Below are 21260 nucleotides of genomic sequence, written 5' to 3' on the forward strand. Positions count from 1 at the left end.
CAAATACATCATCAAATACATCATCATCAAATAATCTAGGTAGTAACATAACTAACGCCTCCTTTGGAATATTTCATCTCTGTAATCTAGTATGTTCTTCCTGATTACACCTATGATTATAGTCAACTTTTTAGCACTGTCAAGTATTGACTGCTAATTTTTAAGACAAATATCCTTATGTGTCTAAATTTTGACTCTTATTTTAAAAAAACAGCAGTCATTTACGACTGCTAATATGATATTTATTTTTTGACGATACGTTTGATCAGTTTTACGATCTCGACAATGATGATCGTTGAGAAGGCCAAACCTACCGAAACAAGCACACATATTGGTGAAAGTGGTACCAGTTTAAAGATATTCGCAAAGAACGGAATATTGATGATCACGACTTGCAGGCCTGCTCCTAATAAAGCACTTCCCCACAGATACTTATTGTTGAAGATCTGTTTAGAGAAAACACTGGCATGGCTTTTCACATTGAAAGAATGGAAAAGCTGGGCAGCTGATAAGGTCACAAAGGCCATGGTCATTCCTGTTTCGTGATTGATGCTTTCTCCAAAAGCGTAAGAAATCAAGGTTAAAGTTCCTACCATGATTCCCTGCCAGATGATCGTAAACATCAGACCGTTTGAGAAGAAGTCCTCATCTTTCTTACGTGGCTGGCGATCCATGATATTTTCTTCTGTCGGTTCAAGACCCAGTGCAAATGCTGGCAAAGAATCAGTAATCAGGTTGACCCACAATAAATGAATCGGCAGCAGCGGAACACCAAAACCGCTTCCAGGTATCACGATTGAAATCAAAGAAGCTAAGAAAATAGTCAATACTTCACCGATATTGCTGGATAAGAGATACTGTACATCCTTTTGGATGTTATCAAAGATTCCGCGGCCCTCACGAATCGAAGTAATGATCGTCGCAAAGTTGTCATCCGTCAGTACCATTGCCGCCGCACTCTTGGCAACATCAGTACCCGTAATACCCATCGCACAGCCAATGTCAGCTGTTTTCAAAGCAGGAGCATCATTGACACCATCACCCGTCATGGCAACAACATGTCCCTTTGACTGCCAGGCATTGACAATTCTTACCTTATGTTCAGGAGCAACACGTGCATATACAGAGTATTCTTCGATATGCTCCATCAGCTCTTCATCGCTCATATTGCTTAATTCACTGCCACTGACAGCACGCGTTCCTTCAGTCAGGATACCGAGTTCTTTCGCAATGGCACTTGCTGTATTGATATGGTCACCTGTGATCATGATCGTACGTACACCGGCTTTTTTAGCGGTAGCAATTGCTTCCTTGGCCTCCGGACGAGGTGGATCGATCATACCGACCAAACCTACAAAGGTCAAATGATTTTCAACGGTATCAAAATCAATCGTTTCCGGCATCTTATCCCATTTACGAATGGCTACTGCCAATACACGCAACGCTTTATCTGCCATCGTATTATTGGCTTCCATGATCTTATCGACATCAGCGTTATCACATTTATTTAAGACAACATCACAGCCACCTTTAGTAATCGAAATGATTTCACCATTTACTTCATAAAACACACTCATCATCTTACGGTCAGAGTCAAAGCTAAGTTCTTCTCCTCTTTTATATGTCTTCGCAAGCTCTTCCTTAGAATAATTCTTTTTCAAAGAAGCAGCAACCAAAGCAATTTCCGTAGGATCACCGATTTCCTTGCCATCTTTGATCTGCGCATCGCTGCACAGCGTAAAATAATTCAACATCCGGATTTCATCTTCACTGTTCGCATCATCTAACGACTTTAAACCTTCCTTGCTGTAAACCTCAAGGACGGTCATCTTGTTCTGCGTCAGCGTTCCTGTCTTATCTGAACATACGATCGAAGTACTTCCCAGCGTTTCAACGGCCGGCAGTCTTCTTACGATGGCATGATGCTTGACCATCTTCTGTACAGATAAAGCTAATACGATCGTAACGATAGTTGCAAGACCTTCAGGAATTGCCGCAACTGCCAGGGCAATACTTGTCTTGAAAGCTTCCAGCAGTGATTCCAAGCCACTGAAATATTCCATGGCAAATACGATGATACAGATAGCAATACACATGATACCGATCACTTTACCGATTTCATTCAGCTTGACCTGTAACGGTGTCAATTCCTGCTTTTCATTCATCAGCATATCGGCAATCTTACCAACCTCATTCTGCATGCCCGTCGATGTAACGATGGCCCGTCCGCGTCCATAAGTGACATTACAAGACTGATAAGCCATGTTCACACGATCACCTAACGGCATATCTTCGCTTTCCAGCGGTTCTGCACTCTTATGCACCGGTACGCTTTCTCCTGTCAAGGCTGATTCATCGATCTGCAGATTATGGCTTTCAATGATGCGGGCATCACTGCCTACGCAATCTCCGGCCTCCAAAATCAACAGATCTCCTACGACCAGTTCCTTCGCATCAACGACCATCGGCTGATTGTTACGAATGACCTTGGCTGTCGGTGCGCTCAGCTTCTGCAAGGCTTCCAGGCTTTTTTCAGCCTTGCTTTCCTGCATGACACCCAGGATCGCATTGACCATGACAACGACCAGGATGATCAAGCTATCGATCCATTCTCCCGGCTCTACTGCAATCGATACCACCGCTGCAATCAGCAGTATGATCACCAGCGTATCCTTAAATTGATTTAAAAACTTGATCAAAAGGCTTTCCTTTTTCTGCTCCGCCAGCTCATTGTAGCCGTTTTCCTCAAGTCTTTTCGCAACCTGAGCACTTGTCAGACCACTCTGCGCGCTGGTATCCAGTGCTTCTTCAATCTGTTTTGTCGTTTTAGTTAACATAGTTCCTCCCAACTAAAATAAAAAACCCTTATCCACAACATGTTGAATAAAGGTCTTGCTTATCATCAAAGATAATCACATCCGGCTTTTTAGAAGCGTGTTGACGAATGTAATAATGAATTTCTTCATCAGCTACTCCCCCTTATATCGGGTTTTTATACAGATGAAATGATACCATACCACAAACTCTACGTCAACAGATTTATTTGTACATTTTTTCCAGTATGTCGATGATCTCATTCACCTTTTCTTCGCCATTTCCTTCTTCAAACGCTTCTTTTACACAGTGATTCATATGTGCCCGCAGAATTTCATTGTTCACCTTGTTCAAAATCGCCTGCGCTGCCATGATCTGTGTTGAAATATCAATACAGTAACGATCCTCTTCGATCATTTTTGAAATACCGTTCAGCTGTCCTTTTGCCGTATTCAGCAAACGCGTGATTTTTTTCTTATCTGCTCTCATAAGGCTCGATGCTTACGACTTTATAGCCCTCTTCCTCCACTTTTGATCGGATCAGATCATCACTGATTTCCTGTGGACTGGTTACGATTGCATGATGCTCATCCAGAGAAACCTCCACGCTGACACCTTCAATGCTCTTCAAGGCTTTCTCCACATGGTGAACACAATTCATACACATCATACCTTCAATTTTAACTAACTTCTGATTCATCTTTTTCTCCTCCTTAACTTCTTTCATTTCAGTCTTAACTGTTTTATCAGCTTTTACTTCATGGGCTGAATCAAACTTAAACCTTCTTAAACGCAATGCATTTGTCACGACCGATACCGAGCTGAAGCTCATGGCTGCCGCTCCGATCATCGGATTCAGCTTCCATCCAAGCAACGGATAGAAGACGCCCGCTGCCAATGGAATCAGTACAGCATTGTAAATAAAGGCCCAGAACAGGTTTTCCTTGATATTGCGCATCGTCGCCCTGCTCAGCTTAAACATATTGCTGACATCCAGCAGATCATCCTTCATCAAAACGATCTGGGCACTTTCCAAAGCAATATCACTGCCGGCACCGATAGCGATGCCCACATCAGCCGTTGTCAGTGCCAAAGCATCATTGATACCGTCACCAACCATGGCTACCAGTTGTCCATCCTTTTGATATCGTCTGACGACATCGGCCTTTTCACTAGGCAATACCTCAGCAATGACTTCATCAACGCCACATTGTTTCTGAATCGCCAGCGCACTCTTTTGATGATCACCGGTCACCATGACCACCTTGATACCCTGCTTCTGCAGCTTGGCAATCGCTTCAACGCTGGATTCTTTGATCGTATCCAGACAGGCGATGATACCTAAGATCTTATCCTTTCTGGCAAAAACTAACGGTGTCTTGCCTTCATCAGCCAATTGAAGCATTTTATCTTCTATCTTGCTTAAATCAATACCGCTTTCTTTCATGAAAGCCGCATTGCCGCCATAAACCATCTCTCCGTCAATCTCACCTTTGACACCCTTACCGAAAACAGCTTCAAAATTCTGAATCTTCGCTTCTGAAACATGCATTTCTTTAGCCTTATCCATGATTGCTTTGGCTAACGGATGCTCACTGCTCTTCTCTAAGGAAGCCGCTATGCTTAACAGATCATCATCAAAAGAAATGATATCGCTCACGCTTGGATGACCGCTTGTGATCGTACCCGTCTTATCCAAAAGAACAGTTTTTACCTTATGAGCAAGCTCCAAAGCTTCACTGGACTTGATCAGGATACCATTGGAAGCACCTTTGCGCATACCTACCATGATCGCAACCGGCGTTGCCAGTCCCAATGCACACGGACAGGAAATTACCAAGACGCTGATAGCAATCGACAAGGCAAACTCAAACGTCTGACCTACAGCCAGCCATACGATAAGGCTTACCAATGAAATTAAGATCACGACCGGTACAAAGATTCCGGAAATCTGATCGGCCAGTTTAGCGATCGGTGCCTTGGATGAGCTGGCTTCTTCCACCAGTTTGATCATCTGAGCCAAGGTCGTATCACTGCCTACCTTGGTTGCTTCAAATTTCACCGTTCCTTCCAGATTGATCGTCGCACAAGTCAAACGATCATCTTTTCCTTTGGCGACCGGCATACTTTCACCCGTAATGGCACTTTCATCAAAGCTGGAATTTCCTTCAATGACAACTCCATCGACCGGTACGCTCATTCCCGGCTTTAACACGATGATATCGCCTACCTTAACCTCTTCGATAGGCACGCTTACTTCCTGACCATCTTTAAAAAGAATCGCTTCTTTGGCCGAAAGGCTCATCAGCTTCTGGATAGCTTCGCTCGTCTTTCCCTTAGATTTCGTTTCTAAATATTTACCTAAGGTAATCAATGTCAGAATCATCGCAGCCCCTTCAAAATAAAGCTCCATATGATATCTCTCAACAAGAGCCATATCCATATGTCCCAAGCCATAACCCAACATATAAATTGCATAGATACCATAGATAAATGAAGCCCCTGAACCAATGGCAATCAGCGAATCCATATTTGGCGAACGATGAAATAAGGCCTTAAAACCATTGATAAAATATTTTTGATTGATGATCAATACCGGCAGACACAACAAGAACTGGGTAAATGCGAAAATCAATGCATTTTCATGTCCTAATAAAATTGCCGGCAGCGGCAATCCCACCATATGACCCATTGATACATAAAACAGCGGGATCATAAAGATCAAAGAGGCAATAAAGCGTTTCTTCATGCCCTCGCTCTCATCCTCATGAGTCACATCTGCTGTCTTTGCATGATCTGCCTGATTCGGCAACGTGGCCCCATAACCGGTATTTACGACACAATCAATGATTTTCTGATCATTCAGCTTCTTCTCATCATAGCTGACCTGCATATGATTGGTCAGAAGATTTACGCTGACCTGTTCAACACCATCTAATTGCGATACATTTTTTTCAATTCTTGAGGAACATGCGGCACAGCTCATCCCCTGAATATCAAAATCCTGTTTCATATAATCCCTCCTGATACCCCCATAGGGTATCTATATTGTAGCTCCCCTCTTATTATCTGTCAATTTATTTGATTCATCATTTTTTATTTTTTTCATCCTTCTATTGCCCGATCCATGATCTTTTGAATAACTTCACTTTTCGCATCCGCATAATTCTGAACATACTTCCATTTCTTTTGCGCAAGTTCTTTCTTCGTCTTTTCATAAAGCTCTTTTGCCTCATGATGACTGCGCAGATAATCTCTAAAAATCAAATACTTATCAATTTCCTTTGATCCTTTTGAAAAAACATGCAAGTTGATATCCGTATCCACTCCCTTAAACATATGATGATCTTCAAAATCAGGCTCTTTGATCCTTAAAACATACCCATACTGACATAAGGCCTCCATATAATCTTCTTCTCGTCCTGCATCTTCCACAACAAGCAAGATATCAATGATCGGCTTGGCACACAGACCCATCACTGAGGTTGATCCGATATGTTCGATCATCAAGGCTTTTTCTTTTAATATATCGGATATTCGCTTTCTTTCCCTTTCAAATAAGAAAGGCCACCTTTCATCATAGTCCACTAAAAGAATCGTTTGATTATGTTCTTTTTGACCACTCACGATACATTTTTCAATATATTCATCACTCAAAGCTTTCATAAAATCTCCTATTCATATTCATACATCATTTCCAGATGTTCAGGTAAATCAAATATCTTTTCCTTTAGAAATAACGGATAACAATATTCCCTGGCAATCCTGTCAAAAGAAATCCATTCAAACGTAAAACGATGACCATTTTCATTTAAAACAAATGTATTTCCTCTTGAGAATATATCACTCTTTGAAACATCCACCAGAAAATAAAGACAACATTCATGAAAATGCTCATGGCTGACATCTTCCTCAAAAAAACTTTGACATAACCACAATGGTCGTATAATTTTGCCATCAACGCCTGATTCTTCTTTCAATTCTCTTAAAAGTGCCGCTTCTGCTGTTTCATTCATCTTGACCCTGCCACCCGGCAGATAATAATAAGGCGTTTGTTCATCCTTCATCATCAATATTTTTTGTTGATGAATCATAATAGCTCCGACACGATAATTAAATCTGCCTTCTTTTGTCTTAAATGAAAGATCCATAAGATTACCCTCCCTCTTCATTATACAATAAAAAGGCTGTAAGCTCCTAATTACACATCAGGTTTCTTTACAGCCACTTTCATCATTATTAGTTCTATATCTTTATTTAAAGAATAACGTACCTCTTCTTTCCCATTATATTTCATTAAGGTCAAATTACTCATTTAAATGCTTTTTATATCACTTCATCAATTCACGAACGACGGAATCTTTCGGCATCACACCTTTTTTCTTCAATTCATTGATCTTATCAGCAAATTTAGGCAGATATTTCTCATGAGCAATTAATAATTCATCCAATACCTGTCTGGCATCATCACCAGAAGGGATGAGCGGATTAAGGATAAAGGCTTGCAGAAGCAATCCATAATCGCCTGTTACTGCCGCTTCTTCTACACATAATTCCATATTCTTCATAACTTGCAGCCATCCCCTTTGTGCCGGCTTTAAAGGTCCAAAAGAAATGGCCCGTGCTCCAGCAGCCCCAATAAAAGACGATACTTCAACTGCACAATCCGCCGGCAAATCAGGAAGAGCACCGTTATTACGAGTCGTTACGACCAAATGTGTATTACTATTTGTATAAATAGATACGATCGTTTCACATGCTGCATCTGAATAATGAGCCCCGCCACGTTTTGATAATTGTTCAGGCATTTCCTTTAAATCAGGATCTTTATATAATTCAAATAATTCAGATTCGACTTGCTTTACGACCTGTCCACGACATTTATTGTCATTATAATCTTCTAATAGATGTGCCAGCATTTCCTGATAACGATAGTAATAGAGATGGTACGGACAAGGGATCATGTCCATCTGATACAATTGTTCTTTGTAGAATGGCAAATCTTGTATATTAGCAGGAGTTCCTGTATCTGCTTTTCCTTCTACAATTTTATCAATGATATCTTTAGTAATATCATTTCCTTTTCGATCAAATACTTTATGCCAATGAAAATGATTTAAACCGGCAAATTTAAATACGACATCATCTTGTGTCAAGTTCAGCATCACCGGCTCTTTCAGCATCAGTCCGATTGGAACATTACATAAACCGATAACCTTTTCCCAATGACCATATCGCAATACCGACTCTGTAACCATGCCGCTTGGATTGGTAAAGTTGATCAGCCATGCATCCGGACACAGTTCCTTCATATCTTCCACAATACTTAAGATTACCGGAATAGTTCTCAATGCTTTGAATATTCCTCCTGCACCGTTTGTTTCCTGTCCCATCAATCCATAAGATAATGGAATTCTTTCATCTTTGATCCTGGCATTTAATAACCCTACCCTAAATTGCGTCGTAACAAAATCAGCGTCTTTTAATGCTTCTCTTCGATCAAGAGTTAAATAAACCTTCACATCATAAGGTGAAGCATCCCACATTCTTTGGGCCATTTTTCCTACAATTTCAAGTTTTTCTTTTCCTTCTTCAATATCTACCAGCCAAATTTCACGAATGGGCATTTTCTCATATCTTTTTATAAAACCATTCATCAGTTCCGGAGTATAACTGCTTCCCCCGCCGATCGTTACAATTTTAACGCCTTCTTTATTCATATGTTTTTTCCTTTCGTTTTGAAAATATCAAGACAGTATCACCAACAAAATTACGATTCCAACCGTCATTCCATAAAGGTAAAAACATCCTTCGCTTTAATATGATCCAAGATCATGATTTCTTCATCAGCAATTCTTCCTAATAGATTGCGCTGTCCGTCAGCCTCCATATCCTTTAAGACGATCTGCAATTCTCCTCGGTAATGTTTCAGATTGTCATTGACAATTACGACATCTCCCCGTGTAAAATATTTCTTTTCACAGGTTCTTGGCGGAATGTCACGGTTTCTATAAAACATTCGCGGCCAGCGATCCCGAAGCATATAATGCAGGCAGTCTCCCATATCTGTATGGATGGGATAATCTAACAAGATTTCTTTTTCGATATCCCTGATACCCTCTTCCATATGAATCTTAAACGGAATACGAATGATATCTCCATGTGGCAGCATATCTGCCGCCATGCCCAATTCTTCATGATATGGGACACGGACCCATGCTTTTTTCATCACTGTATCAATAGCTTTCATTTCCGCTTCACTGGCAAAGGCATTGCCTATGATCACTTCATCGACATTTTTCAATGCCAGACAATGTTTCAGCTGTACTTCGATTGGCAATAAACGATGTTCCTCGATCGTCGGCAAACCGTCACTCAGCGGCCATGGCCCATGGGTTCCTTTTTGTTGCGAACTGATGAAGATCGCTACGGGAATATTTCTTTCTTTCCAGTATTCATTCTGCCGGATGACAGCTTCAAGTGAAGGTGCTGAATACTTCTGCGGATAAAAATTATGACAGACCTTCATCCGCTTGATATCAGCACCGTTTTTAACTGCTTTCTCAATCGCTTCCACAAATACATTGGACATTTCAATATCAATGCCTTCTGCATTATTGATCAGCGCTACATCTCTTTCATCACCATAAGGAACATCCATTCTGATGCTGTCTATTCCCATTTCTTTGAATACCTTCAGATTTTTTTCATCGGCACCCATCTTTTTCATGAAAGCTGTATTACAATCACCGCAGACCTTCATATTACAGCGATGTGCCAATGCAGTCAGTTTTTTGAAATAATCAATGACTTCCTCCCTGCTTCCTTCTACAGAAAACAGGCTCGTAAATACTTTGGTAAAGCCGTAATGAGAAGCCATATTCAAATAATTCTCTATATCTTCTAATTTTTCCTGTTCCGGATAAAGTGATACACCGCAAGTAACCATAAATTCACCTAATCCAGATCTTCACCATTGGAAGCAATCACTTTTTTATACCATTCAAAGCTCTTCTTCTTGCTTCTCTTTAAGCTTCCTTTTCCTTCATCATCTTTATCTACATAGATGAATCCATACCGCTTGCTCATCTCTCCTGTTCCTGCCGATACCAGATCGATCGGTCCCCATGTCGTATAGCCTAACAGCTCCACGCCATCAATCTCGATTGCTTCCTTCATCGCCTTGATATGTTCCCTTAAATATGCGATGCGATAATCATCTTCTACATACCCATTCGCATCTGCCTCATCCTTTGCTCCTAAACCATTTTCGACGATGAACAATGGCTTCTGATAGCGGTCATATAAGTCATTCATCGTGATCCTCAGTCCCAGCGGATCGATCTGCCATCCCCATTCGCTTGCTTTCAAATACGGATTCTTTACCGACTCAAAGATATTTCCCGCTGTCTTCTCACTTTCATGCTTATAAGCCGCTACTCTTGATGAATAATAGCTGAAGGATATAAAATCAACCGTATTCTCTTTCAAGATTTCCTTATCATTCTCTTTATACGGTATTTCAAAACCATTTCTCTCAAACTCCTTTAAGGCATAGTTTGGATATGCTCCCCGTGACTGCACATCAATAAAGAAATAGTTTTCATGATTATTCTTGATTGCTTCAAACACATCTTCCGGCTTACATGAATACGGATAATAGGAACCCGCTGCCAGCATGCAACCGATCTTGTTCTCACGATCGATCTCATGGCCGATTCTTACTGCCCACGCACTTGCCACCAGTTCATGATGTGCCGCTGTATAAAGCGTCTTATATCTGTCCTCACCTTCTTCGAAACAAATACCTGCTCCCATAAACGGTGCATGAAGCAGCATATTGATCTCATTGAAGGTCAGCCAGTATTTCACCAGTCCTTTATAACGCGTAAATAAGACCGTGACCAGCTTTTTATAAAAATCGACCAGCTTGCGGTTACGCCATCCGCCATATTCCTTGATCAGATGCATCGGACAGTCAAAATGAGTGATCGTTACTAAAGGTTCGATCCCATATTTATGACATTCCTTAAACAGATCCTCATAGAATTTCAATCCTTCTTCATTCGCTTCTTCCTCATCGCCTTTTGGAAAGATCCTTGACCATGCGATCGATAAACGATAGGTCTTAAAACCCATCTCTCCAAACAAAGCAATATCTTCCTTATAGCGATGATACATATCGATGGCCTCTTTTGCCGGATAGTAATACCCTTCTTCAAAGTCGAACATCTTTCTCTGACCGCTGACAACACGCCAGCGTTCACTGCCATGGGGGATCACATCGACATTGGCAAGACCTCTTCCGCCTTCATCATAACCGCCCTCACACTGATTGGCAGCCGTTGCACCGCCCCATAAAAATCCTTCCGGAAAGCTCATTGTTTATTCCTCCTTCTACTTTGCATATGATGCAAATGATTTGAATCTATTCGTTTTTGTATTCTTCTAAGAGATGAATCACCCTGTTTGATAGTAGTGATATTAAATTTTGGATCTACTATGGCAACCTGTATCTCATAACAATTCATGCCATGAATCGTTAATGGGTGATCGAAATGAAAATGAAAAGATGAATATCTTAATTCCCTGTTCCACAATAAACAAATGATATATGGATCAAACTGAAAATGCTGCGCATTGATCGATATCATTCTATCTAACATAGATTCACAATTCGTTTCATTATACCCGAAGCTATTCAATATATGTGCCATTTCCCGAATACCCTGATTGTTTTCATTTGAAAGGTGGATCTCGATCTTATTTTCCAGTTTTTTAACCGAAAAGTTTTTGATCTGGTGACGTGACAAAAGCTTGGAGTATAAGACCTCATTTGATATGTGCTCATAGTGTTCCAAATATATGATTTGTGAATGATTATCATTCGCATTCATCTTATTGGCACCTAAAATGATGATATTATCATACCGGCTCAGATCAACGGCTTCAATTTCGTAATAACTGAAAAAAGACATCTCGATATCATATTTTCTTAAAAACTCTGCCAATTTATAGTAATACGTTTCTGCCGCTCCTTTACCATGCAGTGAAAAGATAGCCAGATGTATCTTCTTATATTTATTTTGAATAGAAAAGATGATTCCATAATTACGGACCGTCAGATCGACCAGTTCTATATTATTATAAGAAACACCTAAAAGATCCTTGATCTTTTCCAGGATACAAATGCTTAATGACCATGATAAAGGTGCATTTTTCAATGAATCAAAGTTATTGATCTGTGATATTTTCAATGAAAGATGATAATCTTTATATAAAAGCAACAAGATAATATTCTGACAGATCATCTTCATGATCGTATCCTGTTTATGCAAATCAAGATGATACATCTCCATCAACTGTGAGCATACCTCCTCAAGCAATACCTTCGGTTGCCTGCTTAAATGCAAATATTCGATATCTTCTATTGAAAGATCTTCGATACCGCTGATTATCAGCAAATAAATAAAATGAGCACAGGAAGCATGGATATGCATGACCTGGCAGATTTCTTCGGCACATGCATAACAAAGACTTCGATCTGCCCCAATGACTTCCTGATACGTGGGATCTGCATGTGCGATCTGTATCAGGCAAAAAAAGTATAGATCGATAAAATACTGATCCTTGATATTCAAACGATACTTATGAAAGCATGCAAGCAGCTTTTCACGCACCTCTTTTAAGATATCAGGCTGGATACCATACTGCCTGAATGCCATCGGTTCAAGATAAAATTCATCTTCATAGATATCATAGATATCACAAAAATCAATCAATGCACTGCGTATCTGATAACATTCTCCCTTGATCTTCATGCCATGATAAGGAAGGGTGATCAGTTCGATTCCATATTGTGATAAGATCTGGCGAACCGCTTTCAGATCCTTCGTAAGCGTCGCCATCGAAATATACAATTCATTTTTTAATTCATAGCTTTGGATATAATCCTTTGCACATAAAAACCGACGGATAATATAAGTTATGCGCGGAGAAGCACCATACAAGATCATTAATTCATGATTCAAATATTTATGGCACTGCCTTTTCAGACATTCAAAAATCTGCTCATTTCCAGCATTCTTTTTAATCTGATAACCTTTGTTGAAATTGCTTGTGATTTCTAAATGTAACCGGCATTCTCTCAGCTTCTCATTCATATCGATCATTTCATTTTGAAACGTTCTCAACGAAATCGAACCTACTGATAAAAGATCATCTATATCAGAGTCTTCATGATTCAACAGATGATCTAATAACTTTATTTGCCGTAAGCTAAACTCCAGCATAAATATTCTCCTTGAAATTTATTACAGCATGTTTTATTCCAGAAAATTGCTTTTCAATTTTTGAATCGTTTCATGACGGATTCCCATTTTTTGAACAGCATATTCCTGAATGCTTGAATAAGATTGATGAATTTCATCAATAGCAGCCTGCAGATAATCTTTTCTTGTATCAAAATAACTCAAAAGTACCTGAGCTACGGCTTCGTCACCATTCGCCATTTTTCGAAATTTCTCCAGATATGCCTGATTTTTCTTTTCCCTGGCACGCTGTGTCAGCAAATAATCATACATGATGATTTCTTCATCCACATCCAAAAGAGCCAGCAGCAGCATGGCTGCAAATCCCGTCCGGTCCTTGCCTCCGCGGCAATGAAAATATACAGGGATATTTTGTTCATCTGCAATTAAGTTTATTGTATCACGAAATGCCTCGATACTGTTAGCATTTCTTGTAAATTCTTTCTGCTGATGAATCATCGACTTACCGGCCAAGTCCGGATCTTGCTGAAGCTCACGTTTTATAAGATCGATATCATATTTGTGATGCATCGCTGATGGAGAAGTGGCCAGATCACCTGCCATTGCAGCGGCCTTTCCCTCAGGAATGCAATGATATTGACGTATCTGATATACCTCAGCCGGTGTATTCGGATTTTTCGTATATTCATCATAAGCTCGAAAATCAATGATCGAATGAATATCCAAGGCATGAAAAGCATCATAAGCTTCTTTATCCATGTTGTATAATTGATCGCCCCGATACAATTTTCCCCATTTGACTCTCTTACCTTCTTTATTGGGATAACCTCCCATATCACGAAAATTATACATTCCCTGAAGAGGCAAGATCCGATATCCGCATAACAGCGTTTCGCCATTTTCAAATTTTAATGTAAAATATTGAGGCAAAAGCGGAGAAGGAAGTGAAACGATTGTCTGACTTCCTTTTCCATTGGCTATAAGACAGTGACTGTCCGTACAGATCTGAGCGTTTTGATGCATATAAATCTCATAGGACATCTCTTTTCCATCATGAATTTCAAATGAAAGAGAATGTTCATCAACTTTATATACTTCCGCAAACATACTCATGATTTTTTATTGCTCTTCAGCACATCTAAAAGTGGTACTGGCTCATCAAAAGCAGCTACTTTATAATCAATCTTAATTCCTAAATCAAGCAATTCATAAAAGGCTTTTTCCTCCTCATCTGAAAAACAGATAAGAGGTGTATATTCATGCGTACGGGAAGCATTTGGACGCATCCCGCCAAAATTGACTTCTTTGATTTCATTAACGCCGCCCTTAACAAGCGCTAATACATCTGAAGTACTTCCTAAAATAAGGAAGGTTGATTTTCTGATCGGCTGACTGTTATAAATCTTAATAAATTTATCTACGCCAAAGACATGCACAGCCAGATCAGGAGCAGCCATTTTCATGACCTGTCCCTGTACCGGATTAGCAGCAGCGGCGTCACTGATACAGATGATCTGATCAGCATTTACATGACGCAACCAATAAGTAGCAACCTGTCCATGAACAAATCGATCATCAATACGAACACATTTGATCGGCATCTTCTTCCATCCTTTCTTTTATTTTCTTTGATACATTTACACAAACGGTAGGTATCAAAGTTTCGATTTTCTTTTCTAATTCTTTTAGATCAGAATTCATATCTAAAAATATCTCAAGCAATACCGGTAAATTCAATCCGCTGAAGACAACGACATCATTGGGATGCTCAATTGATAAATAACTTGCAATGTTCGCAGGAGTTCCGCCATAAATATCCGTGAACATCAGACATCCGTTTGTCGTATCTAAAGCTTCATATTTCTGATGTAATTCATCCAGACACTCTTCATAGCTTTTATCAGGTGTTACAGACACCACATCGACATTTTTTGGCTGGTCGCCAAGGATCATGCCGGCACTGTTTACCGCTTCAACTGCCATAAAGCCATGGGAGGCCAGAATCACCGCACACTTTGCCATTATCCGATGATACCTGCCAATGCCAATAAAGTACCGATGATAAGAATGGCGAAAATCAAAGCGATCATGTACTTTCGAGGCATTTTCTTATTGATCAGATACAAGCCCAGCGTAGCCAGTAATGGCAATAGATTCGGCAATGCACTATCAATGAGATCCTGGATCGGAACCGTAGTTTCCTCAACGGTCAATACATAGGCAATATTCAATTTAACACTGCTTGAAATCAAACATCCTAATACGATGACACCCACCATTGTTGCAAGGTTGATGATATTATTCATCAGCTTAGCCTGATCTCCGGAGGTAATAAACTCCATACCTTTCTGATAACCTAAGATGATACCACCATATTTGATTGCGATATTAATACCATTATAAATAACAAACATTAAGATAGCACCCAGCAAATTACCCTGTAATGCATAAACCGCTCCAACGCTTCCGGCAATTGCCTGAATCGTTAATTTAAATACGGAGTCACCGATACCGGCTAAAGGACCCATCATTCCGGCTTTTACCGCAACGATTGCTTCTTTTTCATCTTCCGTCGTCGTTTCTTCCAAGGCAGCACAGATACCTAAGATCATACCTGTTGCTGTATTTTGTGACAAGAAATATTCCAAATGGCGCTTCATCGCATTCACACGCTGTTCTTTCGGCGCATCTTTATAAATTTTCTTCAATACCGGTACCATACAGAAAGCAAAGGAAATCGCCTGAGCAGTTGTTGACTGAATGGATAATCCGACACCAAACGCTTGTAAACGCCAATAAATCTTATTCAGATCCTTGCGAGTCATCTTCATTTCATGATTTACTGTTGATACTTCACTCATAGATCATATTCTCCTTCCTCTTCTGTCGTTGCTGCAGCTGCCGGTTTGCTGGCTGCTTCTTTATTCTGCATGATCCATACATAAATGGTTCCAAAAGCAAGTGCGATCAGTGTTACGGCCATCGTATCCAAGCCCATATAAGCATTTAATACGAAACCGAAGATCAAGAAAGCCCACATACCTTTCTTCATGATGATCGTCATCAGGATTGAAAGACCTACCGCCGGTAAAATACCACTGGCAGTATTCAAAGCTGTCAATACATTTGTCGGGATCGAAGATACGACCGTATCGATTACACCCTGTCCGAAATAAAGCACTAAGAATGTCGGAATCGCACGAATCAAGAACTGAACGACTGCACCGGCAATTTGAATCTGCATCAATCCGCTGAAGTTACCTGTTTCCGCAACCTTGTCTGCCCATGGCGCAAATAACTGCTTTATAAACATTGCAATTAATAATAGCTGCTGACTCAAAACCGCAACGGCTGTCGCTAATGCAACCCCTGCCGCAATACCACCGGCACCTTCACCTGAAGTAATCGCAAAAGCGGTACCAACAATTGTTCCTGTAATCATATCCGGTGTCTGATAACCGGCCATATTTCCAAGACCCATCCACATTAATTCAAGCGTCGCACCAATAATCAGTGAATTAGGTAAATCACCTAGAATGATTCCCACGACCGGCGCAACCAGCAATGGACGGCGCAGCATCTGTGGCCCCTGATCATCATATGAACAAAATCCTGCCCATAACGCAATAAGTAAAACTGTAGTTAAACTCATATTCGATTTAACCCTCCTTTATGCCTTTATTGTAAAGTAAGCGATTACATACATCAACTTACATTTATGAAGTTTTTTTACGCAATTAATTAGGACAAAATAAAAAGACATCCTTTATAACCATAAAAGAATGTCTGAAACTTTAAACAAACTTATCATTTCTTCATCATCGGATATAGCTTAAATATTCTTCCATAAACTCCTTAAAATTCTCTTCACCCATTTCAAAAGTTAATTCTTCCTCTGTATATTCTTTTGTAATCCCGTTAAATAATCCCTCTTTACAATCATCAATACCCAAGGTTTTAATGACTTCACAGGCAAATTCCCGGTACGCAAATCCCATTGCCGTAATGACATTCCCGTCTTTCACGATCGGCTGATGAATCATATTCTCATAGGGAACAAAATCTAAAAATTTCGCTATTTCATCCCACATACCGCTTGTAAAGCGCACATTTTCCAAAAGTCCTGCCTTCGCCAAAAGCATCGGTGAAGATGAGATACCGGCTATCAGCAATTCTTTTCCCTTTAATGAACGCAAAAATGAAATATTCCTCTCATCAAATAAAGCCGGCGCGGATCATAGAGGCCCGGCAGTATCAAACATCCATATTCATCATTAAATTCATCAAACGTCTTATTCGCAATGATCTGGAAATTATCCTCACTTTTGATTATATCCTGACTTGCCGCAAACACATCGACATCTATATCAAAATATACTTTCAACCCATCTGTCAGACAGGAAATTTCCTGCATACAGAAATAGGGATATATCATGACACCAATCTTTTTCATACATCCACCTCACTCACACATACCCATACCTTATCATTTGGCTGTTTGTTGATCTTATTTCGAATATCCTTACGAATCCCGATGATATAACAGATCGAACCATCTGCATTCTTGACACCCATATTGACGATACTGCCACGATACGGCTCACCATCAAAGGTCACATCAACCTTGACCCTGCCTTTTCCAAATTCTTTTCGAATATCATATGGAAAACGTACATAAGCTCCCCCTTTTTCAGGCACTGCTTCGATCACAGCTTCAAATTCATAACTTTTATCATTCATCTGATTTCCTCAAGATCTTTTCCATCGCTTTTCCCTTTGCCAGCTCATCCACCAGCTTATCTAAATAGCGAATCTCTTTCATCATTCCTTCTTCCAACTCTTCTAAGCGTACACCACAAATACGTCCTGTGATCCGTTTTCTATCAGGATTTAATGCAGGGGCCTTCCTAAAGAAATCACCATAGCTCATTTCATTTTCCAAAGCATTGGCAATATCCCCTTCATCATAGCCGCACAGCCAATGAATGATCTCATCGACCTCCTGTTTCGTACGCCCTTTTTTCTCAGCTTTCGCAACCAATAAAGGATATACTTTAGAGAAGCTCATGGCAAATATTTTTTCATTATCCATCGTTTCCCCTCCTGATCGTTACATTTATTATAACCCAGCTTTTTCGCCTGAACAAGTCCGTAACAAAACAAGATACCAGCTTCTTCATACCGATTCCTTAAATGCGCATGCATATAAAGCTCATATGAAAAAAGCCATGTTGTATCAATCACATAGACTAATGATCCGGCAACACTCTTCTAGTGAATTATGATCATTGATTGATATATATCCCCTGTATCAGACCGTTTTCTTCCTTTACCTTTTTTAATTTAAGTTTGATTTTTCCATGACCTTCTCCAAAAAGACGAATTCCTTTTCCTAAGATGACAGGAAGGGTCTTGATATGATATTCATCAATGATATGTTCTTTGATACATTGATCGATCACATGGGCTCCGCCACATATCCAGATATTTTTTCCCTTTTCTTGTTGTAACTGATGGATGAGTTTTTTGATATTCATATTGACATATTTTATATTGACGGTGTCTTTGATGTTTTCACTTGTCAGCACATAGCTTTGAAGATCTTCATATACCCATTTATCTTTTGATAATTCACAAATGATCTGTTTATATGTGTTTGCACCTAAAATAACTGTATCCACATCTTTTATAAAACTCTCATATCCATAATCACTTACATATTCATGATCATTTTCACCAATCCAGTCTACACTTCCCTGATTATCCGCAATAAAACCATCTAAACTTTGTGAAATATATAAAATCACTTTTCTTTTCATCGTCAATCCCCATCTTTATCATCTGCGATCCACATCATCATATACACCATTTCTTTTGTCTGTTCATCCATATCTTCATGGAAGATGACAAAGCCCTGTTTCTTATAAAATTCAATTGCATGTTTATTTTTCTTATAGACACTTCATGTCAGTCGGTGCCGATGCTCTTTTGCTTTCTCAAGCAAAAAGCCGCCTATTCCATGACCTTGATAATTTGTATCAACAAAAACACCTTCGATATGCTCATGATCCAATCCTATAAAACCGGCAATTTTATTTTCAATGACATAAACATAGATTTCTGCTTTTGGTAATGCTTCTTCTACAAAACAAACATTCTCTTCCCAATATTTTCTTGAAATAAATGAATGAGCTTTTATATTTTCATTGATCCATATCTGCATGACAGCGTGTATATCGTTCTTCTCGAATTTTCTTATCATTTTTTATCACCGAAACATTTCATGACATGTGCCGTAATGATCGTATAGCTTGATGCGTTGATCGTTATCTTTATAAGACCGGTTTCACAATACCAGTTCTTTCCTTGCTGATAGATCTTACAATTTTTATCAAGTATTTTTTCTTTGCAGTATGCCACTGCATCCTCACACCCTAAGTTAAGATTCTTTTTTATTCTGTCGATACCTCTTTCAGTCGTATGGATCTTATCCAATTTAGTCAGTAAAACTTCTTTATTCTCCATGATTTCCTTCTTCCTAACATTTAAGATTAAAGATGAATGCTGAAATTGCCATATTCATAAATACCCTTGCCTTGTTTCAGATTTCCTTTTTCTTCCAGTTCTTTGAATGCTTTCCAGATATCATCGATCAATTGATGACTGACATGTAATGTATGATGCGAAGGCAAGATTTTTTTCACCTCTGTTTTTCTTATCTTATGGATCGATTCCTTAAATTGAATCGGATTGGTTGTCGGATAATAAGCATCCAGCTCACCTTCATATACCAGATCTCCCGTAAACAGATATTTTCTGTCAATATCATAAAAACAGCAATGTCCCGGTGAATGTCCGGGTGTATGAATCACTTTTATTTTTCTGTTTCCGATATCGATCATATCCTGATCGTTTAAGAGCAGTGCAGGTTTTCCTTTGTAAATTTCATATTGATCAATATCAAAGCCTTCTGGAAATAAACAAGGCTCTTTCAACAGTTCCTTCTTAACAGCAGACAATGGGAGCGGAAAATGAAAAAGCCAGTCTTTTTCAAGATGATGGACGGCTATATCACTGAAATACTTATGACCACCGATATGATCCCAATGTACATGAGTGGTTGCCACAAGGATGGGCAGCTGAGTTATGTCATCGACGACTTTCTTAATGTTGGATATACCTAAGCCTGTATCGATCAATAATGCCTGACGGCTTCCTAATAAGACATAAGAATGTGCTTCTTCCCAATGCTGATATTCACTGATTGCAAACGTGGCATGATCGATTTCTTCAATCGTAAACCACCCATCCATGCTTTTTCTCACTTTCAAAAACGACCCTTCTTTCTTTTCTTCTTCTCTCTTTCTTTTGCTTTTCTCAATAAATCGATATGTTTGATATAAACATTATAGGCCATCTGCCAATTCCTGACATTATGATACAAACTAACAAATATGCAATAATATAAAATGAGCAAAATAAAATGAAGAGAATTATTCCAACGATCACTGATGATAAATAATACAGCCGAAAGTATGAGCCACATCGAAAATGTGACATAAAACAGCCATCTTTTTTTCGCAACAAATGAAAAATATCTTATTTTGATATCAAACTGCTGATCCAATATCTCAAATAAGAAAAAGGCAGCTATCACCAGGATCAGCATCAATATAAAAGTAAAAACCTGATTCAAATAAAACACTTCCTTCAAATCGATGATCGCTCTGTGACAAGGGTCAGCATCACCCGATCATCATTTCCCGTATTAATAATGCTATGTTGAGAACCTTTCTTACAGATATGACAAACACCCGGAATAAGCATTTCCTCTTCTCCGTCACAAATAGCTTTGCCTTTCCCTGAAAGAATGTCATTGATATCATCACTTGTCGGATGAGAATACATGCCGATTGAACCACCTGCATGTATCCTGCAAGGAATATTTTTTCCTTCACTGCTCATATACATTTTTGCGGACATCTCACCACTGCCATGATTCATCCCCGATACACGCATTTCTTTGATTTCATTAAAATTGATAAGCATTCGAATTCCTCCTCATTAGCTTTACTTGGATATGCATAAGACATGCAAAATACATATATCCTTTGATAATCCTGATTGCTGCTTGACATAGCTTTTAAAATTCTTTGCAATAACCATATTGACGGT

The 21260-nt window shown here is 39.4% G+C and carries 24 protein-coding genes; all 24 read right to left on the bottom strand.

The genetic code is table 11. The features are described from left to right. Positions 1–242: 242 nt before the first annotated feature. The gene (locus Q0K35_RS06325; RefSeq protein WP_294561819.1) at positions 243–2837 is read right to left on the bottom strand and encodes a calcium-translocating P-type ATPase, PMCA-type; all 2595 of its coding nucleotides are present in this window, start codon (positions 2835–2837) and stop codon (positions 243–245) included. Between the two features lie 202 nt (positions 2838–3039). Further along, a complete protein-coding gene (locus Q0K35_RS06330) occupies positions 3040–3303 on the bottom strand; it encodes a metal-sensing transcriptional repressor (RefSeq protein WP_294561820.1) in 264 nt (87 codons plus the stop codon). Further along, a complete protein-coding gene (locus Q0K35_RS06335) occupies positions 3290–5827 on the bottom strand; it encodes a heavy metal translocating P-type ATPase (protein WP_294561821.1) in 2538 nt (845 codons plus the stop codon). Before Q0K35_RS06335 ends, Q0K35_RS06330 begins: the two co-directional genes overlap by 14 nt. Positions 5828–5919: 92 nt before the next feature. Then, positions 5920–6480: a GrpB family protein gene (locus tag Q0K35_RS06340; RefSeq protein WP_294561822.1), complete on the bottom strand. Its 561-nt coding sequence runs from the start codon at positions 6478–6480 to the stop codon at positions 5920–5922. A gap of 8 nt (positions 6481–6488) precedes the next feature. After that, positions 6489–6965, bottom strand: a complete 477-nt coding sequence (locus tag Q0K35_RS06345) for an NUDIX domain-containing protein (protein WP_294561823.1) — start codon at positions 6963–6965, stop codon at positions 6489–6491. A 180-nt stretch (positions 6966–7145) separates the two neighbouring features. Then, positions 7146–8534 (bottom strand): 6-phospho-beta-glucosidase, encoded by a 1389-nt coding sequence (locus tag Q0K35_RS06350; protein WP_294561824.1) that lies wholly within the window; start codon positions 8532–8534, stop codon positions 7146–7148. A 65-nt stretch (positions 8535–8599) separates the two neighbouring features. After that, positions 8600–9763, bottom strand: coding sequence for a MupG family TIM beta-alpha barrel fold protein (locus Q0K35_RS06355; RefSeq protein ID WP_294561825.1), 1164 nt, complete (start codon positions 9761–9763; stop codon positions 8600–8602). A gap of 8 nt (positions 9764–9771) precedes the next feature. Continuing rightward, a complete protein-coding gene (locus Q0K35_RS06360; protein ID WP_294561826.1) occupies positions 9772–11196 on the bottom strand; it encodes a 6-phospho-beta-glucosidase in 1425 nt (474 codons plus the stop codon). Further along, positions 11193–13106: a helix-turn-helix domain-containing protein gene (locus Q0K35_RS06365; protein ID WP_294561827.1), complete on the bottom strand. Its 1914-nt coding sequence runs from the start codon at positions 13104–13106 to the stop codon at positions 11193–11195. The genes Q0K35_RS06360 and Q0K35_RS06365 overlap by 4 nt, the downstream gene beginning before the upstream one ends. 33 nt (positions 13107–13139) lie before the next feature. Continuing rightward, entirely contained in the window at positions 13140–14198 is a 1059-nt protein-coding gene (locus tag Q0K35_RS06370) for a tyrosine-protein phosphatase (protein WP_294561828.1), read from the bottom strand. After that, entirely contained in the window at positions 14195–14686 is a 492-nt protein-coding gene (locus Q0K35_RS06375; RefSeq protein ID WP_294561829.1) for a PTS sugar transporter subunit IIB, read from the bottom strand. Before Q0K35_RS06375 ends, Q0K35_RS06370 begins: the two co-directional genes overlap by 4 nt. Beyond that, positions 14661–15107 (bottom strand): PTS sugar transporter subunit IIA, encoded by a 447-nt coding sequence (locus tag Q0K35_RS06380; protein WP_294561830.1) that lies wholly within the window; start codon positions 15105–15107, stop codon positions 14661–14663. Before Q0K35_RS06380 ends, Q0K35_RS06375 begins: the two co-directional genes overlap by 26 nt. Further along, complete coding sequence (locus Q0K35_RS06385; protein ID WP_294561831.1) at positions 15107–15946, bottom strand: PTS system mannose/fructose/sorbose family transporter subunit IID; 840 nt, start codon at positions 15944–15946, stop codon at positions 15107–15109. Before Q0K35_RS06385 ends, Q0K35_RS06380 begins: the two co-directional genes overlap by 1 nt. Next, positions 15943–16737, bottom strand: a complete 795-nt coding sequence (locus Q0K35_RS06390) for a PTS sugar transporter subunit IIC (RefSeq protein WP_294561832.1) — start codon at positions 16735–16737, stop codon at positions 15943–15945. The genes Q0K35_RS06385 and Q0K35_RS06390 overlap by 4 nt, the downstream gene beginning before the upstream one ends. A gap of 166 nt (positions 16738–16903) precedes the next feature. Continuing rightward, the gene (locus Q0K35_RS06395; protein ID WP_294561833.1) at positions 16904–17281 is read right to left on the bottom strand and encodes a DJ-1/PfpI family protein; all 378 of its coding nucleotides are present in this window, start codon (positions 17279–17281) and stop codon (positions 16904–16906) included. Next, a complete protein-coding gene (locus tag Q0K35_RS06400; protein ID WP_294561834.1) occupies positions 17269–17538 on the bottom strand; it encodes a hypothetical protein in 270 nt (89 codons plus the stop codon). Before Q0K35_RS06400 ends, Q0K35_RS06395 begins: the two co-directional genes overlap by 13 nt. Further along, positions 17535–17825: a DUF1905 domain-containing protein gene (locus Q0K35_RS06405; RefSeq protein ID WP_294561835.1), complete on the bottom strand. Its 291-nt coding sequence runs from the start codon at positions 17823–17825 to the stop codon at positions 17535–17537. Before Q0K35_RS06405 ends, Q0K35_RS06400 begins: the two co-directional genes overlap by 4 nt. Beyond that, complete coding sequence (locus Q0K35_RS06410) at positions 17818–18177, bottom strand: DUF2200 domain-containing protein (protein WP_294561836.1); 360 nt, start codon at positions 18175–18177, stop codon at positions 17818–17820. The genes Q0K35_RS06405 and Q0K35_RS06410 overlap by 8 nt, the downstream gene beginning before the upstream one ends. A 193-nt stretch (positions 18178–18370) precedes the next feature. Then, positions 18371–18904, bottom strand: a complete 534-nt coding sequence (locus Q0K35_RS06415; protein WP_294561837.1) for a dihydrofolate reductase family protein — start codon at positions 18902–18904, stop codon at positions 18371–18373. Between the two features lie 143 nt (positions 18905–19047). Then, entirely contained in the window at positions 19048–19347 is a 300-nt protein-coding gene (locus Q0K35_RS06420; RefSeq protein WP_294561838.1) for a GNAT family N-acetyltransferase, read from the bottom strand. Continuing rightward, entirely contained in the window at positions 19344–19610 is a 267-nt protein-coding gene (locus Q0K35_RS06425; RefSeq protein WP_294561839.1) for a DUF3781 domain-containing protein, read from the bottom strand. Before Q0K35_RS06425 ends, Q0K35_RS06420 begins: the two co-directional genes overlap by 4 nt. 26 nt (positions 19611–19636) lie before the next feature. Next, positions 19637–20410, bottom strand: coding sequence for an MBL fold metallo-hydrolase (locus Q0K35_RS06430; protein ID WP_294561847.1), 774 nt, complete (start codon positions 20408–20410; stop codon positions 19637–19639). A 2-nt stretch (positions 20411–20412) separates the two neighbouring features. Continuing rightward, positions 20413–20781 (bottom strand): hypothetical protein, encoded by a 369-nt coding sequence (locus tag Q0K35_RS06435; RefSeq protein WP_294561840.1) that lies wholly within the window; start codon positions 20779–20781, stop codon positions 20413–20415. 14 nt (positions 20782–20795) lie between these two features. Then, a complete protein-coding gene (locus Q0K35_RS06440) occupies positions 20796–21134 on the bottom strand; it encodes a cupin domain-containing protein (protein WP_294561841.1) in 339 nt (112 codons plus the stop codon). Positions 21135–21260 lie beyond the last annotated feature (126 nt).

Source organism: uncultured Traorella sp., from assembly GCF_944327115.1.
GTDB lineage: Bacteria > Bacillota_I > Bacilli_A > Erysipelotrichales > Erysipelotrichaceae > Traorella.

Coding starts and splice junctions, on each gene's coding strand:
- Q0K35_RS06420 (WP_294561838.1), bottom strand. CDS start 19,347: ATGATAAGAAAATTCGAGAAGAACGATATACACGCTGTCATGCAGATA.
- Q0K35_RS06345 (WP_294561823.1), bottom strand. CDS start 6,965: ATGGATCTTTCATTTAAGACAAAAGAAGGCAGATTTAATTATCGTGTC.
- Q0K35_RS06370 (WP_294561828.1), bottom strand. CDS start 14,198: ATGAGTATGTTTGCGGAAGTATATAAAGTTGATGAACATTCTCTTTCA.
- Q0K35_RS06410 (WP_294561836.1), bottom strand. CDS start 18,177: ATGGATAATGAAAAAATATTTGCCATGAGCTTCTCTAAAGTATATCCT.
- Q0K35_RS06360 (WP_294561826.1), bottom strand. CDS start 11,196: ATGAGCTTTCCGGAAGGATTTTTATGGGGCGGTGCAACGGCTGCCAAT.
- Q0K35_RS06355 (WP_294561825.1), bottom strand. CDS start 9,763: ATGGTTACTTGCGGTGTATCACTTTATCCGGAACAGGAAAAATTAGAA.
- Q0K35_RS06400 (WP_294561834.1), bottom strand. CDS start 17,538: ATGAAAAAGATTGGTGTCATGATATATCCCTATTTCTGTATGCAGGAA.
- Q0K35_RS06350 (WP_294561824.1), bottom strand. CDS start 8,534: ATGAATAAAGAAGGCGTTAAAATTGTAACGATCGGCGGGGGAAGCAGT.
- Q0K35_RS06340 (WP_294561822.1), bottom strand. CDS start 6,480: ATGAAAGCTTTGAGTGATGAATATATTGAAAAATGTATCGTGAGTGGT.
- Q0K35_RS06335 (WP_294561821.1), bottom strand. CDS start 5,827: ATGAAACAGGATTTTGATATTCAGGGGATGAGCTGTGCCGCATGTTCC.
- Q0K35_RS06365 (WP_294561827.1), bottom strand. CDS start 13,106: ATGCTGGAGTTTAGCTTACGGCAAATAAAGTTATTAGATCATCTGTTG.
- Q0K35_RS06330 (WP_294561820.1), bottom strand. CDS start 3,303: ATGAGAGCAGATAAGAAAAAAATCACGCGTTTGCTGAATACGGCAAAA.
- Q0K35_RS06425 (WP_294561839.1), bottom strand. CDS start 19,610: ATGGAGAATAAAGAAGTTTTACTGACTAAATTGGATAAGATCCATACG.
- Q0K35_RS06385 (WP_294561831.1), bottom strand. CDS start 15,946: ATGAGTGAAGTATCAACAGTAAATCATGAAATGAAGATGACTCGCAAG.
- Q0K35_RS06325 (WP_294561819.1), bottom strand. CDS start 2,837: ATGTTAACTAAAACGACAAAACAGATTGAAGAAGCACTGGATACCAGC.
- Q0K35_RS06375 (WP_294561829.1), bottom strand. CDS start 14,686: ATGCCGATCAAATGTGTTCGTATTGATGATCGATTTGTTCATGGACAG.
- Q0K35_RS06380 (WP_294561830.1), bottom strand. CDS start 15,107: ATGGCAAAGTGTGCGGTGATTCTGGCCTCCCATGGCTTTATGGCAGTT.
- Q0K35_RS06405 (WP_294561835.1), bottom strand. CDS start 17,825: ATGAATGATAAAAGTTATGAATTTGAAGCTGTGATCGAAGCAGTGCCT.
- Q0K35_RS06415 (WP_294561837.1), bottom strand. CDS start 18,904: ATGAAAAGAAAAGTGATTTTATATATTTCACAAAGTTTAGATGGTTTT.
- Q0K35_RS06390 (WP_294561832.1), bottom strand. CDS start 16,737: ATGAGTTTAACTACAGTTTTACTTATTGCGTTATGGGCAGGATTTTGT.
- Q0K35_RS06440 (WP_294561841.1), bottom strand. CDS start 21,134: ATGCTTATCAATTTTAATGAAATCAAAGAAATGCGTGTATCGGGGATG.